The sequence below is a fragment of the Microvirgula aerodenitrificans DSM 15089 genome (genome assembly GCF_000620105.1).
GTDB classification, from domain to species: domain Bacteria; phylum Pseudomonadota; class Gammaproteobacteria; order Burkholderiales; family Aquaspirillaceae; genus Microvirgula; species Microvirgula aerodenitrificans.
This window is the reverse complement of sequence record NZ_JHVK01000009.1, coordinates 97,084-114,117: the sequence shown is the minus strand read 5'-3', so window position 1 is coordinate 114,117 and position 17,034 is coordinate 97,084. Positions and strand designations below refer to the sequence as shown.

Here is a 17,034-nt window from a genome sequence, read left to right as displayed (position 1 = left end):
GGAAACAACGGCATCTTGGGCAGTGCTGGCCCGTTTGGCCAGCACCGGCGTGCCACTCATGGCCGTTCACCCCGGGCCAGCCGCACTTCGATCGCATCCAGAATCACCGGCAGGTCGGCAATGCTGTCGATCACATAGTGGGCGCCGGCGCGCGACAGCCGGTCGACGGCGAACAGGCGGCGGCGCTCCCGGTCATCGGTATCCAGTGCGGCCAGTTCGGCCCGGGTCAGGCCGACTTCGTTGCCTGACAGCGACAGCCCCACCGTCCACATGCCGGCAGACAGGCCTTCGGCAATGCCGGGCACGGTGTCGTCGACCTTGACGCAGGCAGCCAGCTCGGTCACGCCGAGTTCGATCACATTGGCCAGCGCCATCCACGGGCCGGGACGCCCGCCCGGCCGCAGGTCGTCGGCTGCCACGGCATGATCGACGTGCACGCCCTGTGCGGCGGCGTGCGGCAGCAGCCGGTCCATCACCACGCGCGGGTAGCCGGAGCAGGAACCGATGCGGATGTGGCGTTCGCGCAATCCGTCCAGCACCGCCTGGGCACCGGGAATCGGGTCCGAGTACTCACCGACCCGCTCGATCTGCAGCGGCATGAACGCCGCGTACAGCGCATCGACGTCTTCCCGGCTCATGCCGCGACCGAAGCGTGTCCGCCAGCGCGCCTCGACGGCAGTCAGCCGGCCCAGTGCATGGATATGGTCCCACTTGGCCAGCCCCATCGGCACCCGCGCCTCGGCCAGCGTGATGTCGATGCCGAAGCCGGCAAAAGCGTCGATCAGCACCTGGGTCGGCGCAAAGGAACCAAAGTCGACCAGGGTACCGGCCCAGTCAAAGATGACGGCCTGGAGCGGACCGTGATACTGGCGGGTATAGCGATAGGCGTCGGGGGTGTGCGGCATGATCGTGTCCATGGAGGAAAAGGAAAGTCAGACGGCAAGACCGGTTTCGGCCAGTGCCCGGCCAATGGCATCGATGGCCATGTCGATCTCGGTGCGGCCAATGGCGCCGATGCAGCCAATGCGGAAGGTCTCGATCTTTGTCAGCTTGCCCGGATACAGCACCACGCCATGAGCCTTGACCCGCTGGTAGAAGGTGTCGAAATGCCAGTCCGGGCGGGCCGGGGCCTTGACGGTGACGATGATCGGCGCCTGGATGTCGGCGGGCAGGAATGACTGCAGGCCCAGCGCGTGCAGACCGTCGAGCAGCGCCGCGCAGTTGGCGCGGTAGCGGGCCAGCCTGGCCGGACGTCCGCCCTCGGCATCGAACTGGTCCAGGGCGGCCAGCAGGGCGGCAACCACGTGGGTCGGCGGCGTAAAGCGCCACTGGCCGGTCCGCTGCAGGTAGCGCCACTGCGCATGCAGATCCAGCGACAGCGAGTGCGAATTGCCCTCCCCGGCCACCAGTGCATCGCGGCGCGCCAGCACGAAGCCCATGCCGGGCACGCCTTCCAGGCATTTGTTGCCGCTGGCGATCACCGCATCGAACGCCAGGGTCGCCGCCGACAGTGGCAGCGCGCCCAGCGCGCTCATCGCATCGATGATCAGGCGGCGGCCGGCGCGGTCCACCACGTCAGCGATCGCATCCAGCGGATTGAGAATGCCGGTGCTGGTCTCGCAGTAGATCACGCCGACGTGGCTGATCGACGGATCGCGGGCCAGCACCTCGGCCAGCCGCTGCGGATCGACCGGTGCGGTTTCGCCAAAGTCCAGTGTCACCACGGCCCGGCCCATCACCTCGGCCAGCTGTGCCATGCGCTGGCCATAGGCGCCATTGGCCAGGACCAGCAGCTTGCCGTCACGCGGCAGCAGCGTGCCGATGGCGGCCTCGACCGCAAAAGAACCGGAGCCCTGCAGCGGAACGCAGACGATATCGTCGCCGCCGTCGACCAGCGCCTCCAGCCGGCGGCACAGATCGGCGGTCATGGCGTTGAAATCACTGTCCCACGAGCCACGGTCATGCAGCATCGCGGTGCGGGTTGCCAGGGAGGTGGTCAGCGGACCGGGGGTCAGCAGGATGGGATCACGCATGGATTCTGTCCGGTTGGAAGGGAGGAAGCGGCGGGCGCATCAGACGCCGCGCCAGGCCTGGGCACGGCGATCAAGCCAGCTGCCCAGGGCGTTGAGGATCAGGGTGCCGAGCAGCGAGCTGGCGACGATCAGTGTGGCCATGGCCGCCGCCGCTGCGGTATCACCGGCGTCGTCCATGTTCAGCACCGCGACCGAGGCCAGCACGGTGTCCGGCGTGTAGAGGAAAATCACGCAACTGACCGTGGTCATGCTCGACACGAACAGATAGCGGGCGACATCGAACAGGGCCGGCAGGCTGATCGGCAGCGTCACCCGCATGCAGCAGGTCCACCAGGGCCGTTTCAGGCTGCGGGCCACCGCCTCGATTTCCGGATCGATCTGCCGCAGCGCAGTGGCCATCGTCAGATGGGCGGTGGTGTAGCTGTGGACCACGGTCGCCGCGACCAGCAGCGTCATGCCGCCATACAGGGCATGCAGCGGATTGCCGGGATCGTTGAAGCAGAAAATGTAGCCAAGGCCCAGTACCAGCCCCGGCACGGCCATCGGCAGCAGCACCAGCCCGCGAATCAGTCCGGCCGCCAGCCGGGGCGCCGGCGTTTTGGCCATCAGGTAGGCAGTGCCGAACACCACCACCACACCGGACACCGTGGTCAGCGTCGCCAGTTTCAGGCTGTTGGCAAACGCCAGCCAGCCCCCGCCATCGACCTGGTCGAAATCGAAGTGCGCCAGGGTGAGATCCAGGTTGTATGGCCACAATGTCATCAGCGACGCTGCCATCGCCACGCCGAGCAGGGCCAGCAGGAACACCGACACCACCGCGCAGAATCCCCACAGCAGGCTGTCCCGCCACGGATTGCGGCCCGGCCGGTAGGCCACCGAACGGCCACTCATGCCGCCACCGTGGCGGCGTGCCAGCCAGCGTTCGACGGCAAAGCTGAGCAGCGCCGGCAGCAGCAGCACCAGCCCTATCGCAGCCCCCTTGCCGAAATCCTGCTGGCCGATGACCTGCTTGTACGCTTCCAGTGCCAGCACATTGGTCTGGCCACCGATCACCTTCGGCACGCCGAAATCGGTCACCGCCAGGGTGAACACCACCATGCCGGCCGAGATCAGGCCGTAACGGGCATTCGGCAGCGTGACCGTCAGCAGGCGGCGCAGGCGGCTGGCGCCGAGGCTCTCGGCCGCCTCGTACAGCCGGGCATCGGCGACCGCCAGTGCGGTGACCAGAATCAGCAGCGCATGCGGGAAGGTGTAGAACACTTCACCGAGCACAATGCCCAGCGGACCATAGATCGACATCCCGCCCAGCCAGTGCTTCAGCAGGCCCTGATTGCCGAACAGGTAGACCAGCGAGATCGCCGGCATCAGTGACGGCGCCAGCAGCGGCGCGCCGGCGATCAGCCGGAACAGTGCCCGCCCCCACAGCCGTGAACGGGTCAGCGCAAAGGCAAAGGTCAGTGCCAGCGGCAGCACGATGGCCACGGTGATCGCAGCCAGATTGATGCTGTTGGCCGTGGCGGTACGCAGTCTCGGTTCGGCAGCCAGCACCAGCAGATTGCCCAGGCCGGCAAAGCTGCCGTCGCGGGCCTGCAGGGCCTTGACCAGGATGCTGGCCAGCGGCCAGGCCAGAAACACCAGCAGCGCAGCAGCCAGCAGCCAGGTCAGCACGGCGGCAAGCCATTCGTCGCCACTGCGCCGCAGCCGGATCGGGGCCAGGAGGGTCGCACTCATGCCGATGGCTCCGCAAACACCCGCAGGCGATCGGCCGGCAGAAACACCGGCACCCGCTGGCCGGGCACCAGCGCGGCAAAGCCGGCGTCATTGGGGCTGACATCGGCCAGCAGGCGAAGATCGCCGGCACCGCACAGCGACAGGCTGGCGCGTCGCAGCCCGCCAAGGAAATCGACCCGCTCGACCAGCGCCAGCAGGGTGTTGTCGCCGGACTGCCAGCTCGGTGCCACCCGCACATCCTCCGGGCGGCAGAATACGCTGGCCGGTCCGGTCGGCACGCTGCCGGCGGGCAGGCTGATCGCCATCGCGCCGGCGATCCGGCACACGCCCTGCGCGTCCACCTGCAGCGGCAGCCAGTTGGCATGGCCGACAAAGTCGGCAACAAAGCGGCTGGCCGGCTCGCGGTAGATCTGCTCCGGCGTTCCGACCTGCTCGATGCGCCCGGCACGCATCACGGCAATGGTGTCGGCCAGCGCCAGCGCTTCTTCCTGGTCATGCGTGACCATCAGCGTAGTAACGCCGAGCTTCTGCTGCAGCAGGCGCAGCTCGCGCCGCAGGTGCTCGCGCACCTGGGCGTCGAGCGCCGACAGCGGCTCGTCGAGCAGCAGCAGGCTGGGCGAGGTGGCCAGCGCCCGGGCCAGCGCCACCCGCTGCTGCTGGCCGCCGGACAACTGCGCCGGATACTTGCGCTCGGCGCCCGGCAACCCAACCAGATCAAGCAGCTCCGATACCCGGCGGGCCTTTTCCATGCGGCCGGTGCGCAGCCCGTAAGCAATGTTGGCAGCGACATCCAGGTTCGGAAACAGTGCATAGGACTGGAACACGATGCCGTAGTCGCGCCGGCCGGCAGGCAGGTGGCCGATATCACGTCCGCCAAGACTCAGGCTGCCGGCATCGTGCTTTTCCAGACCGGCCAGAATGCGCAGCAGCGTGGTCTTGCCGCATCCTGACGGGCCGAGCAGGCAGACGAATTCGCCCTTGCGAATACCCAGATCGATGCCGTCAAGCGCGCGAAACGCACCAAACCGTTTGTGGATACCGGCAAAGCGCAGCCAGTCGTGTGCCGGCGGTGCGGGAGGCGGGAAAATCATGGAGGGATCCTTGTCACCGGCAAGCGGTCAGCGAAGCCGGGCGCCCGGCGCCCGGCGGGACGACTTATTTGCGCGGTTCCGACTTGCCGTCGTAGCGGCGGGTCCACTCGGTCAGGATCCGGTCCCGGTTGGCAGCCGACCACTTCAGATCCTGCCTGACCAGCAACTGCTCGTAGTTGGCCGGAATCAGCGGATTCGGTCTGGCCACGCCCGGATAGGCGACAATGGCGAAATTTTTCTCGTACAACTCGTTGGCGCTGCGCGACGCCGACCAGTCGGCCAGCTTGCGCGCGGCCTCGAGGTTGCGGGTGCCCTTCATGATGGCGGTGGCTTCCACATCCCAGCCCAGGCCTTCCTTCGGGAACACCAGGTCGATCGGCGCCCCGCTCTCCTTGAGCTTGGCGGCGCGGTACTCGAAGGCGATGCCAATCGGGAACTCGCCGGCAGCGGCCTGCTTGCACGGCTTGGAACCGGAGTGGGTGTACTGGGCGATGTTGTCGTGCAGGCGGTCCATATAGGCCCAGCCGTCCTTCTCGCCGAACAGCTTCAGCCAGGCGGTCACGTCAAAGTAACCGGTCCCGCTGGAGGCCGGGTTCGGCATGACGATCCTGCCCTTGTACTCCGGCTTCAGCAGGCGTCGGCTTGCGGATGCCCAGCCTGGCCGCCTCGACCGTGTTGAAGCACAGCGTCGCACCCCACACATCCATGCCGACCCAGTTCGGCGGACGGCTGGTGTCGACATAACGCGGTGTCAGCTTGTCGATCCCCTTTGGCGCATACGGCTGCAGCATGCCTTCCTTTTCCAGCACCAGCAGCGAGCTGGCGGCCACACCCATGACCACGTCGGCCTGCGGAGCCGCCTTCTCCGCCAGCAGCTTGGCGGTGATGATCCCGGTCGAGTCGCGCACCCACTTGATCTTCACATCGGGATAGTCGCTTTCAAAGCGGGCCTGGTAGGCCTTCAGCTGGTCGGCTTCGAGCGCGGTGTACACGGTCAGGGTCGTTGCGGCATGGGCGGTGCCGGCAAGCAGGGCGACCAGCGCGGCCAGCGGCATCAGGACGGGGCGGAATGGCATGGGAACTCCTCGTGGGTGGAATCGGCTGGCTGTCTTCCTGGCCAGCGCGATGCACTGTAGAGGGGTTGCGTTACATCGCCATGACGTCTAGATGACTTGTGTATCTCATTGAAAAGACACTAGTCGCCCCGGCGCATCACCACCATTTTCGACACCAGCCGCTGCACGACTTCGTCACGCTGGTTCCGCGTCACGCTTTCGACCGTGACGATGCCGCGGTCCGGTCGGGAACGCGACGGCACAATCCCGAGCACGGTGCTGTCGACATGCAGGACGTCGCCCGGCCGGGTCGGCTGCGGCCAGTGGATCTCGACGCCGGCGCCGATCAGGCCGCCGGACAGCGGCAGCCCGCTGGTCACCAGCAGGCGCATGGTGATGGCGGCGGTATGCCAGCCGCTGGCAGCCAGTCCGTCGAACAGGGTCAGTCGCGCAGCCTCTTCATCCAGATGGAACGGCTGCGGGTCGAACTGACCGGCAAAGGCCTTGATCTGCGCGACATCGATCGCGTGTTCGCCGCTGCGGAAGTGATCGCCGACAGCCAGATCTTCAAGGTGCAGTGCTACGGGGTCCGGAATCGTCATCGGGGGGCTCCATAAGGGAAAAAGGAAACGGAAACGTGCATCCGTTCCCGGTTGCCGGGTCGCAGGGCAGTCCGGGCGGCTATAATGCCGCCCTTTCAATGCCCTGCCGTGAAAGGAATCATGTCCGCTCTGCCCGCCTGCCCGCAATGTTCCCTGGAAAACACCTACCCTGACGCCGACAACTATGTGTGTGCCGACTGTGGCCATGAGTGGCCGATGGTGGCGCCCGCGTCCGCCGGGGAAGACTCGGCCGTCATCCGCGACGCCAATGGCAATGTGCTCGCCGACGGCGATGCCGTGGTGCTGATCAAGGATCTGAAGGTCAAGGGCTCGTCGATTACGCTGAAGATGGGCACCAAGGTCAAGAGCATCCGCCTGGTCGATGGCGACCACGAAGTCGACTGCCGGATGGATGCCGGCAATTTCATGCTGAAGGCCTGCTACCTGAAAAAAGTCTGACCGCCAGCGCGCCGGTCTCCCTGCGGAAGGCACCATTCTGGTGCCTTCCTGCCGTTTGGGCCTTTGCCGAGCCTTCTTCTGCCTTTGCTGGCGGGCACCGCCCGCCTGACCTGGCGCAAACCCGGTCCATCCAGTTTGAGAAATTTGTTAAAGGCTCTTAATATTTCACAATTCATTACAGAAGCATGACTTTTACGTCATGACAGAGAAATTCATGCCGCACCGCCTTTCCCTCAAGGCCCGCCTGATTCTGATGATCGTCAGCGTCGCGATTCTGGTCTGCATACTGGGCGGTCTGATGCTGCGCAGCATGCATGCACAGATGATGGAAGACCGAGAAACGGCCATTCGTGGCCAGGTCGAAAATGCCATCAGCCTGGTCGCCAGTTATGAAGCCCTGGCGGAAAAAAAGGAAATGAATGAAGCCGAGGCCCAGCGGCATGCGCTGCGGGCGCTGACCGGACTGCGCTTTGACGACAAGGAATATTTCTTCATCCTCGACAAGCGCCTGCAATGGATCGCCCACGGCGTGAATCCGAAGCTGATCGGCAAGAACATGCACGATGTCAGCGCCGCCGACGGCACCAATATGGGCACCCTGTTCGACAATACCCTGCGCGATGGCAATGGTCGCGGTCTGGTGTCCTTCGTCTGGGACAAGCCGGGCTCGTCCACGCCGCAGCCGAAACTGTCGTATATCCAGACCAGCCCGCGCTGGGGCTGGGTGGTCGGTACCGGTCTGTATATCGATGACATCAATACCGTGCTCAAGCGCCAGTTGCTCAGCATGGGCGGTCAGATGCTGCTGATCGTGCTGGTCACTGCCGCGCTCGGCCTGTACATCCTGAAGAGCGTGATGGGCCAGCTTGGCGCCGAACCGGCCGAAGCGGCCCGGGTGGTGCGTGAAATCGCGTCCGGCCGGCTGGATACCCGCGTGCCCTTGCGTGACGGCGACAGGACCAGTCTGATGGCCAGCATCAGTGACATGCGTGATCGCCTGCGCAGCATGGTTGGCGAGATCGTGTCCAGCGCCGACGAGCTGGCCACACTGACCGGCGAGATGGTCAGCGATACCGACACGGTGGCGCACAACTCGCTGCAGCAGAGCGAAAGCGCGACGTCGATGGCGGCCTTTATCGAGCAGATGACAGTCAGCATCAGCCAGATTTCCGATCATGCCCGCGAAGCGCGCCAGGTCTCCGAGGAGTCGGGCCAGCTGTCCGAACAGGGCGGCAGCGTGATCGCCCGCGCGGTCGGTGAAATGAAGGAAATCGGCGATGTCGTCGACCAGGCTGCCGGTCATATCGGTGAACTGGTCGACAAGACCCGCACCATCTCCAGCATCATGCAGGTGATTTCCGATATTGCCGACCAGACCAATCTGCTGGCGCTGAACGCGGCGATCGAAGCCGCCCGTGCCGGTGAACAGGGACGCGGCTTTGCCGTCGTCGCCGATGAAGTCCGCAAGCTGTCCGAGCGGACCGGCAAGGCCACGCAGGAGATCGCGGCCATGATCGATCAGGTCCAGCAGACATCCAGCCAGTCGCAGGAAACCATGGCCGAAGTCGTCAACCGGGTCCACACCGGTCGCGAGCTGGCCGAGGCCGGCGGTGACGCGATCGCCAGAATCCGTTCCAGTGCCGGCCAGGTGGTGACGGCCGTGCTGGACATTTCCCAGGCACTGAACGAGCAGGACTCGGCCAGCCAGGACATCGCCCGCAACGTGGAACGGATCGCCCAGGTCGCCAGCAGCAATGCCGACTCCGCCAACCTCGCCTCGACCACGGTCACGCGGGTCAGCGAACTGACCGATGGCCTGCGCAGCAGCGTCTCGCACTTCACCGTCTAGACCGGCGCCCGGCCCCGGCATCAACTGGCGTTGAAGACCCGCAGCCGATGGCCGTCCGGGTCAACCGCCAGGAAGGTGTGGCCGAACGACATGTCGGTCAGCGGCTGCACGATGGTCAGTCCGCGCCGGATCCAGTCTTCATGCATCGCGCGGACGGCATCGACGCCCTCGACCGAGAAGGCCAGCTCCCCGGCGCCGGGCCCGGCCGCCGGTGCGGGCCGTACCGTGTGCCGGGACCACAGCCCGAGCATGGCACCGGAATCCAGCGCAAACAGCGCAAAGGTGGCCGACTGTTCGACCGGGGGCTTGCCAAGCAGATCGGCATAGAAGCCGGCGCTGGCCGCCGGATTGTCCACGTACAGCAGGGTAAGGTTCGGGTCGGTCATGAGGATTCTCCACGGGTTGAAAAAATCGGTGCAGGGCGATGTCCCTGCCCGATGTCCGCCATGGTAAACACCCCCTGCTGACAGTTTCCGTCAGCAGCAAACCTCATTGTGTGGAAATGCCTTCGGTCTCGCGCCACGTTTTCAACAGCGTCTGACGCCGGCGTGGATAGCGCTGCCCGCTGTCGGCCAGCGCGATCATTCTGTCAGCCCGGAAATGACGAAAGGTCTGCCGCAGCTCGCACCAGGCGACCACGACCCGGGCGCGATCGAAATAACCGAGCGCAAACGGCCAGATGGTGCGTACCGACTCGGCGCCGCCGACATCCCGGTAACGGATCTCCAGCTTGTGCTCGGAGCGGATGGCCTGCCGGATCAGCGCCAGCCCGCCGTCCTCGGCCACGGTCGGCTGGCCAGGGCCGACCAGCAGGGCGGAGGCATCCAGCGTATCGCGCAGATCGGGCGGCAGGACGGCGGCGATCTTGGCCAGGGCATCACGGGCCGCAGCGCCCAGCCGCCTGTCACCGCGCTGTGCAACCCAGCGCGACCCCAGCACCAGCGCCTCGACCTCGTCCTCGGAAAACATCAGGGGCGGCAGCATGAAGCCGGGCTGCAGCACATAGCCGAGACCGGGTGCGCCGTCGATATGGGCGCCCTGCTCCTGCAGCGTGGCGATATCGCGGTACAGGGTGCGCAGGCTGATGCCGAGTTCCGCCGCCAGTCCGGCGCCGGTAACCGGATAGCGGTGCCGCCGCAATAACTGCATCAGATCCAGCAGGCGTTGGGAACGGGACACGGTCGATTTCTCCGGAGCGAAAGGCAGCCGACAGTATCGCAGGATAGCGCAGCAGGCTGTCGCCAGCCGCCAATCCAATATCCGGGTACATCATGCGCTGGCTGCACTCGCCCTCGCCTGCCAGCCGCCGCGTCTGTATGCAGGACGCAACAGCAGCGCCCGTTCCCGGTCGCGGGATTCGCGCCGGGCGACAGTCGTCCCGTAGCCTGTCTCCATCGATGGTCAGGCCCACCCGGGGCGAATGACCCGTCACGGAGAACTTGCGAATGGGCAGTGCCTGCCTGAGAAAAATCACTTTGGCGTGCGGCCTCGCCATGATCGGCCCCGCCTTGTCCGCGTGCGATTCCGCGGACAAACCGGTCGCCGTGATCCGCATCGGCACGACGCCGAATGACCCGCTGATGCTGGAAGTCGCGCGGGACAAGAAAATACTGCACCTGCTGTTCGATACCGGCTCGGCCGGCACGGTCATGGACCTGGACCTTGCCCACCGGCATCTGCAACCGCTGTCGGGCAGCGAGCGGCTGCAGCATGACGGCCTGCCGGACACGGTGGGCGGTCTGTATGGCGAGCTGCCGGTCACCTATTTCAGATCCCGGCCGCTCCGCTATCAGGAGTGGGACATCCCGCAGGCCGACATCACGCCGGCGATCAGCATGAGCGCAACGGCCGTCGCCCTGGGGCGCCCGGTGGACGGCGTGATCGGCATGCCGGCCATCTCGAAGCAGACCTGGGTATGGGAACGCCAGCTCGGCAGCCTGATGGGATACCGCCGCCTGCCGCCGGCATTCGCAGGCCAGCCGGGCGGCATGTCATGCACGGCGCTCGGCACCAGTTCCAGCGGTACGGCGGTCGTGCGGGTCGAGATCGCCGGCAAGCCGAGCTGGTTCGCGCTGGATACCGGCTACACCGGCGACCTCAGCGGCAGTCTGTCGCGCCAGGACCTCGATCAACTGCGTGCGCTGCAGCAGATCGGCAAGGAAGTGGTGTACCGCGGCACCCTGGGCCAGGACGGGGCGCCGGCGGGGCCGCGCGCGCTGGCCCGGGTCAAGGACATCGTTATTGCCGGCCATCATTTTGACGGCCTTGCGTTTCAGGAAACGGACGGTGCGTCCCGCTTCGGCCTGGCCTTCCTGCACAAGCTGGAGCGCGCACTGTTCGATTTCGCCGGCGAGCGCTTCTGCTTCACCCCGCCAGCGACACCGATGCCCGACCGGCTGCCGTCACAGCAGGAGCTCGACAACAGGGCCGCGGGGAAGAAACTCCCCGCAGCCGGCCTTCAGGCAGTAAAATGAATGCTCGAAATTTGATCCACGACAACTCGTTTCATTCATTTAAGGTGTAGCCATGAACGCACTGACTGTCCTGAAGCTTCTGATTGCCGCCGTTGTTTCCGTATCCTGCCTGCTGGTGATCCCGGTTGCCAATGCCTTTGTCCGGGTGAAATCCGACGAGCTGGTCTGCCTGCAAAGCGGCAAGCAGCCCAGCACCATCGCGGCGCTGGAAGCCTGCCAGGCCCGCACGCCGAAGGCGCGCGTCTGATCCGGTTGCCCGCCCGCTAGCGATTGTATTTGCGGGCCGAGCCATAGAAGGCATCTACCGGGTACCTGGCGGCGTTGCCTGCCATCTTGTCATGGCAGGCCGCTTCCAGGTCAACCCCCAGCCGGTCGGCCAGCCGCAGCAGGTACAGGGTGATATCGGCCATTTCCTCACGCACCCGCCTGGCCTGCCCGGCCTCTGCCATCACGTTTTCAGCCTGCTCCGGCGTCAGCCACTGAAATTCCTCGACCAGTTCCGCGCATTCGACCGACAGGGCCATGACCAGATTTTTCGGATTGTGAAACTGGCTCCAGTTGCGTGCTTCTGCAAAGTCATCAAGCGCACGCTGCAGTTTTTCGACGTCCATGCTGCCATTCCCTGTCGCCTGACGGCGGATAAAGCTACAGTATATAGCTGGCGGCAGCCTGGAATACCTGCACCGAATGGGTGACCGGCACATTGGGGAAACTCAGGTCGATGACGATATTCCAGTTACCGCCGTTCGGGACTACCAAGCGGGTTTCCAGTCGTGCAGTTTCGTCACCAAGATACTGATAGCGCCGGCCGGATTCGAAGGCGCGAAAATTGGGATCGTCAATGAGTTTGACCTTGCTCTTGTGCGAGCAGCGAACAACGACCGCGTCCCCCTGATTCAGACTGCGGCGTTGATGAAAAAACTCCATTTGGCCTTCCTTTCCACAGGTTTTCTCGCGAATACAATACCGGCCACATTGTTTTGACCGGCAGTGGATCAGTGCTTTCCGGTACTGCGGGGCGGGACTCTACCGGCATTGGCTGCGCCACGTTCTGCGCCAGCGCAAGCCCGTGACAAAGTCATGCCGCGAGCGATTTTCCGGGTCTGCACCAGACCGGAGCACGCACAGGTGCTACCCTGTCCAGGTACCCGAACATTTACGCAAAAGAAAGACACCACATGACCCGCAACCCGATCAGCTTCCTGCTGCTGGAAGATGCCCTTGAAGTCATCAGCAAGCAGGAACTCAGCGAACTCTTCGGCGAGGATTTCCTGCTGCCGGAAGGCTTCCCCGTTCCGGCCCAGGGCGACCTGCTGTATTTCTACCCGGATGACCAGCCGGTGGAACTGATTGTCGTCGAACGCCGCTTCGCACTGACGTCCAATGGCAGCAAGCTGATTCTCGCCCTTGGCGTGCCGGAAGACGAAGCACCGCAGTAAGCACTCTCATCACGCGGGCGGCAGCTTGCTGACCCGCGCGAGCCAGCGGTCCAGCTGCCCGGCAAACGCCTTGCCGTCACGGGCGCTGTACGGGTCCGGTCCCCCGGTCTCGATACCGCTTGCCCGCAACTGCTCCATCACCGCACGCAGGGTCAGCCGCTCGGCGATCGTGCCGGCATCGAACCACTCTCCACGCGGGTCGAGCACCTGTGCGCCCTTCTCCAGCGCACCGGCCGCCAGTGGAATATCGGCGGTAATGACCAGATCGCCGGCCTCGGCCAGCTCGACAATGCGCTGATCGGCCACATCGAAGCCTGCCGGCACCTGCATGGCCCGCACATGGCGTGAAGGCGGCGTGCGCAACAATCGGTTTGCCACCAGCGTGACCGTCACCTGCGACCGTTCCGCTGCCCGGAACAGCATGTCCTTGACCACGACCGGACAGGCATCCGCATCGACCCAGATCTGCATGCCATACTTTCGTCTATAAAGAGTGACATGATACCGCCGAACGCTTCGGCTTCCTGTTTGTTCCAATTTCACCGCCGCCGGCAACGCCAGGCGCAATCAAATGCCAGTATTGACGGAATTTCATGCAGAAAGCACGTCTTCACCCCAAATCACGTCCCGGATTGACAGTCCGTGCCGCCAGCAGGAACAACGCCAGCACATTCAATTATCAATGGCGGAAAGTACGCGGATTTATCCCGCGCCAGCACTTTGACATGGAAATCCGCCTTCCAGATACTCGCTGATACTGACCGGCCTTTCAGAGCCGGCCGCAGAACCCGAAGATTCGCATAATCAGGAGTTGTACCCATGCAAGCACGCCGCCTCTTGCTCGCGTCCGCCGTCGCGGTCGCCTTGACCGCCTGCGGTCAGAAAGCCGAACAACCGAAGGACCAGGCCGCCGCCGCGCCCGCCGAAACCGTGGTCAAGATCGGCCATGCCGCCCCGCTGTCCGGCCCGATCGGCCATATCGGCAAGGATACCGAGTACGGCGTCGCCATTGCGCTGGACGAAGCCAACGCCGAACACCTGACCATTGGCGGTCAGAAGGTGAAGTTCGAAATGGTCAGCGAAGACGACCAGGGCGACCCGAAGGCCGCCACCCAGGTTGCCCAGCGCTTTGTAGACCAGAAGATTGCCGGCATCGTCGGCCACCTGACTTCCGGCCCGACCATCACCGCATCCAAGATCTACGCTGACGCCGGCATCCCGCAGATCACGCCGTCGTCGACCAACCCGGCCTACACCGCCCAGGGCTTCAAGACCGCGTTCCGACTGATCGCCGACGACTCCCAGCAGGGCAAGGCCATCGCCAATTACGTGGTGAACAAGCTCGGCATGAAGAAACTGGCCATCATCGATGACCGCACCGCCTACGGCCAGGGTCTGGCCGACGAGTTCGAGAAAGCCGCCAAGGCGCTCGGTGCCGACATCGTCAAACGCGAGTTCACCAACGACAAGGCGACCGACTTCACCGCCATCCTGACCTCGATCAAGGGCGTGAACCCGGATGCAATCTTCTACGGCGGCATGGATGCCCAGGGCGGCCCGATGGCGCGCCAGATGCAGAAGCTCGGCATCAAGTCGCGCCTGATCGGCGGCGACGGCCTGCAATCGCCGGTGTTCCTGCAACTGGCCGGCGATGCAGCCGAAGGCCAGTTCTCGACCCAGGCCGGTGCCCCGAAGGACCAGCAGCCGGGCTATACCGCCTTTGCCGACAAGCTGAAGGCCAAGTACAAGCAGGAAATCCAGATGTACGCGACTTATGCGTACGACTCGGCCAAGGTGCTGATCGAAGCGATGAAGAAAGCCGATTCGGTCGATCCGGCCAAATACCTGCCTGCCTTGGCACAAACCCAATATAGCGGTGCCACCGGCGACATTGCCTTCGACAACAAGGGCGACCGCAAGAACGCTGCCGTGACCGTCTATCAGGTCAAGGCCGGCAAATGGGAAGTGGTGGACGTGGTGGGCGGCAGTGCAGCAAATGCACCGGAAAAGAGCCAATAACTGTTCCATACTGATAATTAAAGAAAAAAAACGGCACTATAAAAGTGCCGTTTTTTCTTTTTCGAATCGCTGAAAAATAGTGCAAAAAGCGCGTTGACACTCGCAAATGCCGTAACCATAATCAAAAACGCTATGGTGTGAGAACGCGGTTACCCAAAAGTAAATAACACGCGATTCATCGCCTAGACAAAATCAGAAACTTTGCAAAACGATCAGGGGAAACACTTTCATGAACTATGCGCGTCTGAGTTTGATTGCCGCCGCCATTGCCACGCTGGCCGCCTGCGGTCAAAAGACCGAAGCACCGAAAGCTGCCGACCAGGGCAGCGCCGCACCGGCGGCAGCGGAAGAAACCGTCGTCAAGATCGGTACCGTGGCCCCGCTGACCGGCCCGATCGCCCACCTCGGCAAGGACATCGAGTCGGGCGTCAAGCTGGCGGTCGATGAAATCAATGCCGAAGGCACGACCATCGACGGCAAGAAGGTGAAGTTCGAAGTCGAATCGGAAGACGACCAGGCCGACCCGAAGATCGCCACCCAGGTCGCCCAGCGCCTGGTCGACAAGAAGGTCGTCGGCATCATCGGCCACCTGAACTCGGGCACGTCGATTCCGGCCTCGAAGATCTATGCCGACGCCGGCATTCCGCAGGTCTCCCCGGCCTCGACCAACCCCGGCTACACCACGCAGGGTTTCAAGACCACCTACCGTGACATCGCCAACGACGTCCAGCAGGGCAAGGCGCTGGGTGCATTTGCCGTCGACAAGCTGGCCGCCAAGACCGTGGCCGTCATTGACGACCGCACCGCCTATGGCCAGGGCATTGCCGACGAGTTCGTCAAGGCGGCGGAAGCCAAGGGCGCCAAGGTCGTCAAGCGCGAGTTCACCACCAACACCGCCACCGACTTCATGGCCATCCTGACCTCGATCAAGGGGGCGAAGCCGGACCTGGTGTTCTACGGCGGCATGGATGCCCAGGGCGGCCCGCTGGCCAAGCAGATGAACAAGCTCGGCATGAAGAGCAAGCTGCTCGGCGCCGACGGCCTGCAGTCGCCGGAGTTCCTGAAACTGGCCGGCGATACCGCCGAGGGCGTGTACGCGTCGTCGGTCGGCATGCCGAAGGACAAGATGCCGGGCTTCGCGTCGTTCAACGAGAAGTTCGCGGCCAAGTATGGCGAAGTCCAGATCTACTCGCCGTATGCCTATGACGCAACCAAGCTGCTGGTGGCCGCCATGAAGCGCGCGAACTCGACCGACCCGGCCAAGTACTTGGCCGAGCTGCCGAAGACCGACTACAAGGGCGTGACCGGCACCATCGCCTTCGACGACAAGGGCGACATCAAGAACGGCGCCGTGACCGTGTTCCAGGTCAAGGGCGGCAAGTGGGAAACGCTGGAAACCGTGGGCGGCGACGCCCCGGCCAAGTAAGGGTTGCCTGAAGCCGACATCATCGGCTGACTGAGGTAAGATAAGGTCGACATGGCATGAGCATGACGCATGCGGTGTCCGACCTTCGAACGGAAACCCGCCGTTCGACGGCGCCGGCAGCAACCGGCGCCGTTTTCATTACCGACTGGAGAACTGATGTCTGCCATCGAACTGCCGGATTGCGTCGAAGTCCTGACTGGCCCGTCGCCAGCGCACAGTGTCATCTGGTTGCATGGACTGGGGGCCGACGGACACGATTTCGAGCCGGTGGTGCCCGCGCTGATCCGCCCCGGCCTGCCGGTGATCCGTTTCGTGTTTCCCCATGCGCCGCTGATCCCGGTCACACTGAACAACGGCCATGTCATGCGCGCCTGGTACGACATCCTGTCCATTGATGGCGATCAGCGCCAGGTCGACCTGCAGGGCATCCTGCACACCCGCGAGCTGGTCAATGCCCTGATCGAACAGGAGAAGGCCCGTGGCGTGCCGAGCGGCAATATCGTGCTGGCCGGCTTCTCGCAGGGTGGCGTCATTGCCTACATGGCCGGTCTCAGCCATGACGAGCGTCTGGCCGGCGTCATCGGCCTGTCGACCTACCTGCCCGACCGCAGCTGGCTGGCGGCCAACCGCAGCCCGCTGAACCTGTCCACGCCGGTATTCGCCGGCCATGGCGACGACGACGATGTCGTCCCGTCCAGCCTCGGTCGCACGGCGGCAGACGCGCTGCAGGCGGCCGGCTACCCGCTGCAATGGCATTCGTACCCGATGCCACACACGGTCTGCCCGGAAGAGCTGGACGACATTGCCGACTTCCTGCTGGCCGTGCTGCGCTGATTCCCCCCGGCCAGCCTGAAAA

Annotated in this window: 20 protein-coding genes; 8 read left to right on the top strand and 12 right to left on the bottom strand. The window is 64.3% G+C overall.

The window, feature by feature from the left end:
- Positions 1-56: 56 nt before the first annotated feature.
- From phnX to Q352_RS0109600, 7 genes are all read right to left on the bottom strand, one after another.
- Positions 57-905, bottom strand: a complete 849-nt coding sequence (phnX, locus tag Q352_RS0109625; protein WP_051528839.1) for a phosphonoacetaldehyde hydrolase — start codon at positions 903-905, stop codon at positions 57-59.
- A gap of 27 nt (positions 906-932) precedes the next feature.
- Positions 933-2,033, bottom strand: coding sequence for a 2-aminoethylphosphonate--pyruvate transaminase (locus Q352_RS0109620; RefSeq protein WP_028499162.1), 1,101 nt, complete (start codon positions 2,031-2,033; stop codon positions 933-935).
- Positions 2,034-2,072: 39 nt separating this feature from the next.
- Complete coding sequence (locus Q352_RS0109615) at positions 2,073-3,764, bottom strand: putative 2-aminoethylphosphonate ABC transporter permease subunit (protein WP_036385855.1); 1,692 nt, start codon at positions 3,762-3,764, stop codon at positions 2,073-2,075.
- Positions 3,761-4,855 (bottom strand): putative 2-aminoethylphosphonate ABC transporter ATP-binding protein, encoded by a 1,095-nt coding sequence (locus tag Q352_RS0109610; RefSeq protein WP_051528824.1) that lies wholly within the window; start codon positions 4,853-4,855, stop codon positions 3,761-3,763. Before Q352_RS0109610 ends, Q352_RS0109615 begins: the two co-directional genes overlap by 4 nt.
- A 64-nt stretch (positions 4,856-4,919) precedes the next feature.
- Positions 4,920-5,456, bottom strand: a complete 537-nt coding sequence (locus Q352_RS24075; RefSeq protein ID WP_244879571.1) for an extracellular solute-binding protein — start codon at positions 5,454-5,456, stop codon at positions 4,920-4,922.
- Positions 5,419-5,931, bottom strand: a complete 513-nt coding sequence (locus Q352_RS24070) for an extracellular solute-binding protein (protein WP_244879570.1) — start codon at positions 5,929-5,931, stop codon at positions 5,419-5,421. Before Q352_RS24070 ends, Q352_RS24075 begins: the two co-directional genes overlap by 38 nt.
- 119 nt (positions 5,932-6,050) lie before the next feature.
- Positions 6,051-6,512: a MaoC family dehydratase gene (locus Q352_RS0109600; RefSeq protein WP_028499159.1), complete on the bottom strand. Its 462-nt coding sequence runs from the start codon at positions 6,510-6,512 to the stop codon at positions 6,051-6,053.
- Positions 6,513-6,632: 120 nt separating this feature from the next.
- Here Q352_RS0109600 and Q352_RS0109595 point away from each other — a divergent pair, with 120 nt between their 5' ends.
- Positions 6,633-6,971 (top strand): zinc ribbon domain-containing protein YjdM, encoded by a 339-nt coding sequence (locus tag Q352_RS0109595; protein WP_028499158.1) that lies wholly within the window; start codon positions 6,633-6,635, stop codon positions 6,969-6,971.
- 214 nt (positions 6,972-7,185) lie between these two features.
- Positions 7,186-8,820, top strand: a complete 1,635-nt coding sequence (locus Q352_RS0109590; protein WP_028499157.1) for a methyl-accepting chemotaxis protein — start codon at positions 7,186-7,188, stop codon at positions 8,818-8,820.
- 20 nt (positions 8,821-8,840) lie between these two features.
- On the opposite strand, the gene Q352_RS0109585 is transcribed toward Q352_RS0109590, so the two are convergent.
- Both Q352_RS0109585 and Q352_RS0109580 read right to left on the bottom strand, forming a co-directional pair.
- Entirely contained in the window at positions 8,841-9,206 is a 366-nt protein-coding gene (locus Q352_RS0109585; protein WP_028499156.1) for a VOC family protein, read from the bottom strand.
- A 103-nt stretch (positions 9,207-9,309) separates the two neighbouring features.
- A complete protein-coding gene (locus tag Q352_RS0109580; RefSeq protein WP_028499155.1) occupies positions 9,310-9,999 on the bottom strand; it encodes a helix-turn-helix transcriptional regulator in 690 nt (229 codons plus the stop codon).
- A gap of 314 nt (positions 10,000-10,313) precedes the next feature.
- Here Q352_RS0109580 and Q352_RS0109575 point away from each other — a divergent pair, with 314 nt between their 5' ends.
- Positions 10,314-11,294, top strand: a complete 981-nt coding sequence (locus Q352_RS0109575; protein ID WP_028499154.1) for a pepsin/retropepsin-like aspartic protease family protein — start codon at positions 10,314-10,316, stop codon at positions 11,292-11,294.
- A gap of 52 nt (positions 11,295-11,346) precedes the next feature.
- A complete protein-coding gene (locus tag Q352_RS0109570) occupies positions 11,347-11,541 on the top strand; it encodes a hypothetical protein (RefSeq protein WP_028499153.1) in 195 nt (64 codons plus the stop codon).
- Positions 11,542-11,557: 16 nt separating this feature from the next.
- Here Q352_RS0109570 and Q352_RS0109565 read toward each other — a convergent pair whose 3' ends face one another.
- Positions 11,558-11,905, bottom strand: a complete 348-nt coding sequence (locus Q352_RS0109565; RefSeq protein WP_028499152.1) for a nucleotide pyrophosphohydrolase — start codon at positions 11,903-11,905, stop codon at positions 11,558-11,560.
- 34 nt (positions 11,906-11,939) lie between these two features.
- Positions 11,940-12,221: a DUF1883 domain-containing protein gene (locus Q352_RS0109560; protein ID WP_028499151.1), complete on the bottom strand. Its 282-nt coding sequence runs from the start codon at positions 12,219-12,221 to the stop codon at positions 11,940-11,942.
- A gap of 251 nt (positions 12,222-12,472) precedes the next feature.
- Between Q352_RS0109560 and Q352_RS0109555 the strand changes: the two genes are divergently transcribed.
- Positions 12,473-12,733 carry a hypothetical protein gene (locus tag Q352_RS0109555; RefSeq protein WP_028499150.1) on the top strand — a complete coding sequence of 87 codons (261 nt, stop codon included), beginning with the start codon at positions 12,473-12,475 and terminating at the stop codon, positions 12,731-12,733.
- Positions 12,734-12,742: 9 nt separating this feature from the next.
- On the opposite strand, the gene Q352_RS0109550 is transcribed toward Q352_RS0109555, so the two are convergent.
- Positions 12,743-13,204, bottom strand: coding sequence for a YaiI/YqxD family protein (locus Q352_RS0109550; RefSeq protein WP_028499149.1), 462 nt, complete (start codon positions 13,202-13,204; stop codon positions 12,743-12,745).
- A gap of 348 nt (positions 13,205-13,552) precedes the next feature.
- Between Q352_RS0109550 and Q352_RS0109545 the strand changes: the two genes are divergently transcribed.
- From Q352_RS0109545 to Q352_RS0109535, 3 genes are all read left to right on the top strand, one after another.
- Positions 13,553-14,752, top strand: coding sequence for a branched-chain amino acid ABC transporter substrate-binding protein (locus Q352_RS0109545; RefSeq protein WP_028499148.1), 1,200 nt, complete (start codon positions 13,553-13,555; stop codon positions 14,750-14,752).
- 229 nt (positions 14,753-14,981) lie between these two features.
- Positions 14,982-16,178, top strand: a complete 1,197-nt coding sequence (locus Q352_RS0109540) for a branched-chain amino acid ABC transporter substrate-binding protein (protein WP_028499147.1) — start codon at positions 14,982-14,984, stop codon at positions 16,176-16,178.
- A 156-nt stretch (positions 16,179-16,334) separates the two neighbouring features.
- Positions 16,335-17,012 (top strand): alpha/beta hydrolase, encoded by a 678-nt coding sequence (locus Q352_RS0109535; protein ID WP_199489812.1) that lies wholly within the window; start codon positions 16,335-16,337, stop codon positions 17,010-17,012.
- Positions 17,013-17,034: the final 22 nt, after the last annotated feature.

Coding starts and splice junctions, on each gene's coding strand:
- phnX (WP_051528839.1), bottom strand. CDS start 905: ATGCCGCACACCCCCGACGCCTATCGCTATACCCGCCAGTATCACGGT.
- Q352_RS0109620 (WP_028499162.1), bottom strand. CDS start 2,033: ATGCGTGATCCCATCCTGCTGACCCCCGGTCCGCTGACCACCTCCCTG.
- Q352_RS0109615 (WP_036385855.1), bottom strand. CDS start 3,764: ATGAGTGCGACCCTCCTGGCCCCGATCCGGCTGCGGCGCAGTGGCGAC.
- Q352_RS0109610 (WP_051528824.1), bottom strand. CDS start 4,855: ATGATTTTCCCGCCTCCCGCACCGCCGGCACACGACTGGCTGCGCTTT.
- Q352_RS24075 (WP_244879571.1), bottom strand. CDS start 5,456: ATGCCGAACCCGGCCTCCAGCGGGACCGGTTACTTTGACGTGACCGCC.
- Q352_RS24070 (WP_244879570.1), bottom strand. CDS start 5,931: ATGCCATTCCGCCCCGTCCTGATGCCGCTGGCCGCGCTGGTCGCCCTG.
- Q352_RS0109600 (WP_028499159.1), bottom strand. CDS start 6,512: ATGACGATTCCGGACCCCGTAGCACTGCACCTTGAAGATCTGGCTGTC.
- Q352_RS0109595 (WP_028499158.1), top strand. CDS start 6,633: ATGTCCGCTCTGCCCGCCTGCCCGCAATGTTCCCTGGAAAACACCTAC.
- Q352_RS0109590 (WP_028499157.1), top strand. CDS start 7,186: ATGCCGCACCGCCTTTCCCTCAAGGCCCGCCTGATTCTGATGATCGTC.
- Q352_RS0109585 (WP_028499156.1), bottom strand. CDS start 9,206: ATGACCGACCCGAACCTTACCCTGCTGTACGTGGACAATCCGGCGGCC.
- Q352_RS0109575 (WP_028499154.1), top strand. CDS start 10,314: ATGATCGGCCCCGCCTTGTCCGCGTGCGATTCCGCGGACAAACCGGTC.
- Q352_RS0109570 (WP_028499153.1), top strand. CDS start 11,347: ATGAACGCACTGACTGTCCTGAAGCTTCTGATTGCCGCCGTTGTTTCC.
- Q352_RS0109565 (WP_028499152.1), bottom strand. CDS start 11,905: ATGGACGTCGAAAAACTGCAGCGTGCGCTTGATGACTTTGCAGAAGCA.
- Q352_RS0109560 (WP_028499151.1), bottom strand. CDS start 12,221: ATGGAGTTTTTTCATCAACGCCGCAGTCTGAATCAGGGGGACGCGGTC.
- Q352_RS0109555 (WP_028499150.1), top strand. CDS start 12,473: ATGACCCGCAACCCGATCAGCTTCCTGCTGCTGGAAGATGCCCTTGAA.
- Q352_RS0109550 (WP_028499149.1), bottom strand. CDS start 13,204: ATGCAGATCTGGGTCGATGCGGATGCCTGTCCGGTCGTGGTCAAGGAC.
- Q352_RS0109545 (WP_028499148.1), top strand. CDS start 13,553: ATGCAAGCACGCCGCCTCTTGCTCGCGTCCGCCGTCGCGGTCGCCTTG.
- Q352_RS0109540 (WP_028499147.1), top strand. CDS start 14,982: ATGAACTATGCGCGTCTGAGTTTGATTGCCGCCGCCATTGCCACGCTG.
- Q352_RS0109535 (WP_199489812.1), top strand. CDS start 16,335: ATGTCTGCCATCGAACTGCCGGATTGCGTCGAAGTCCTGACTGGCCCG.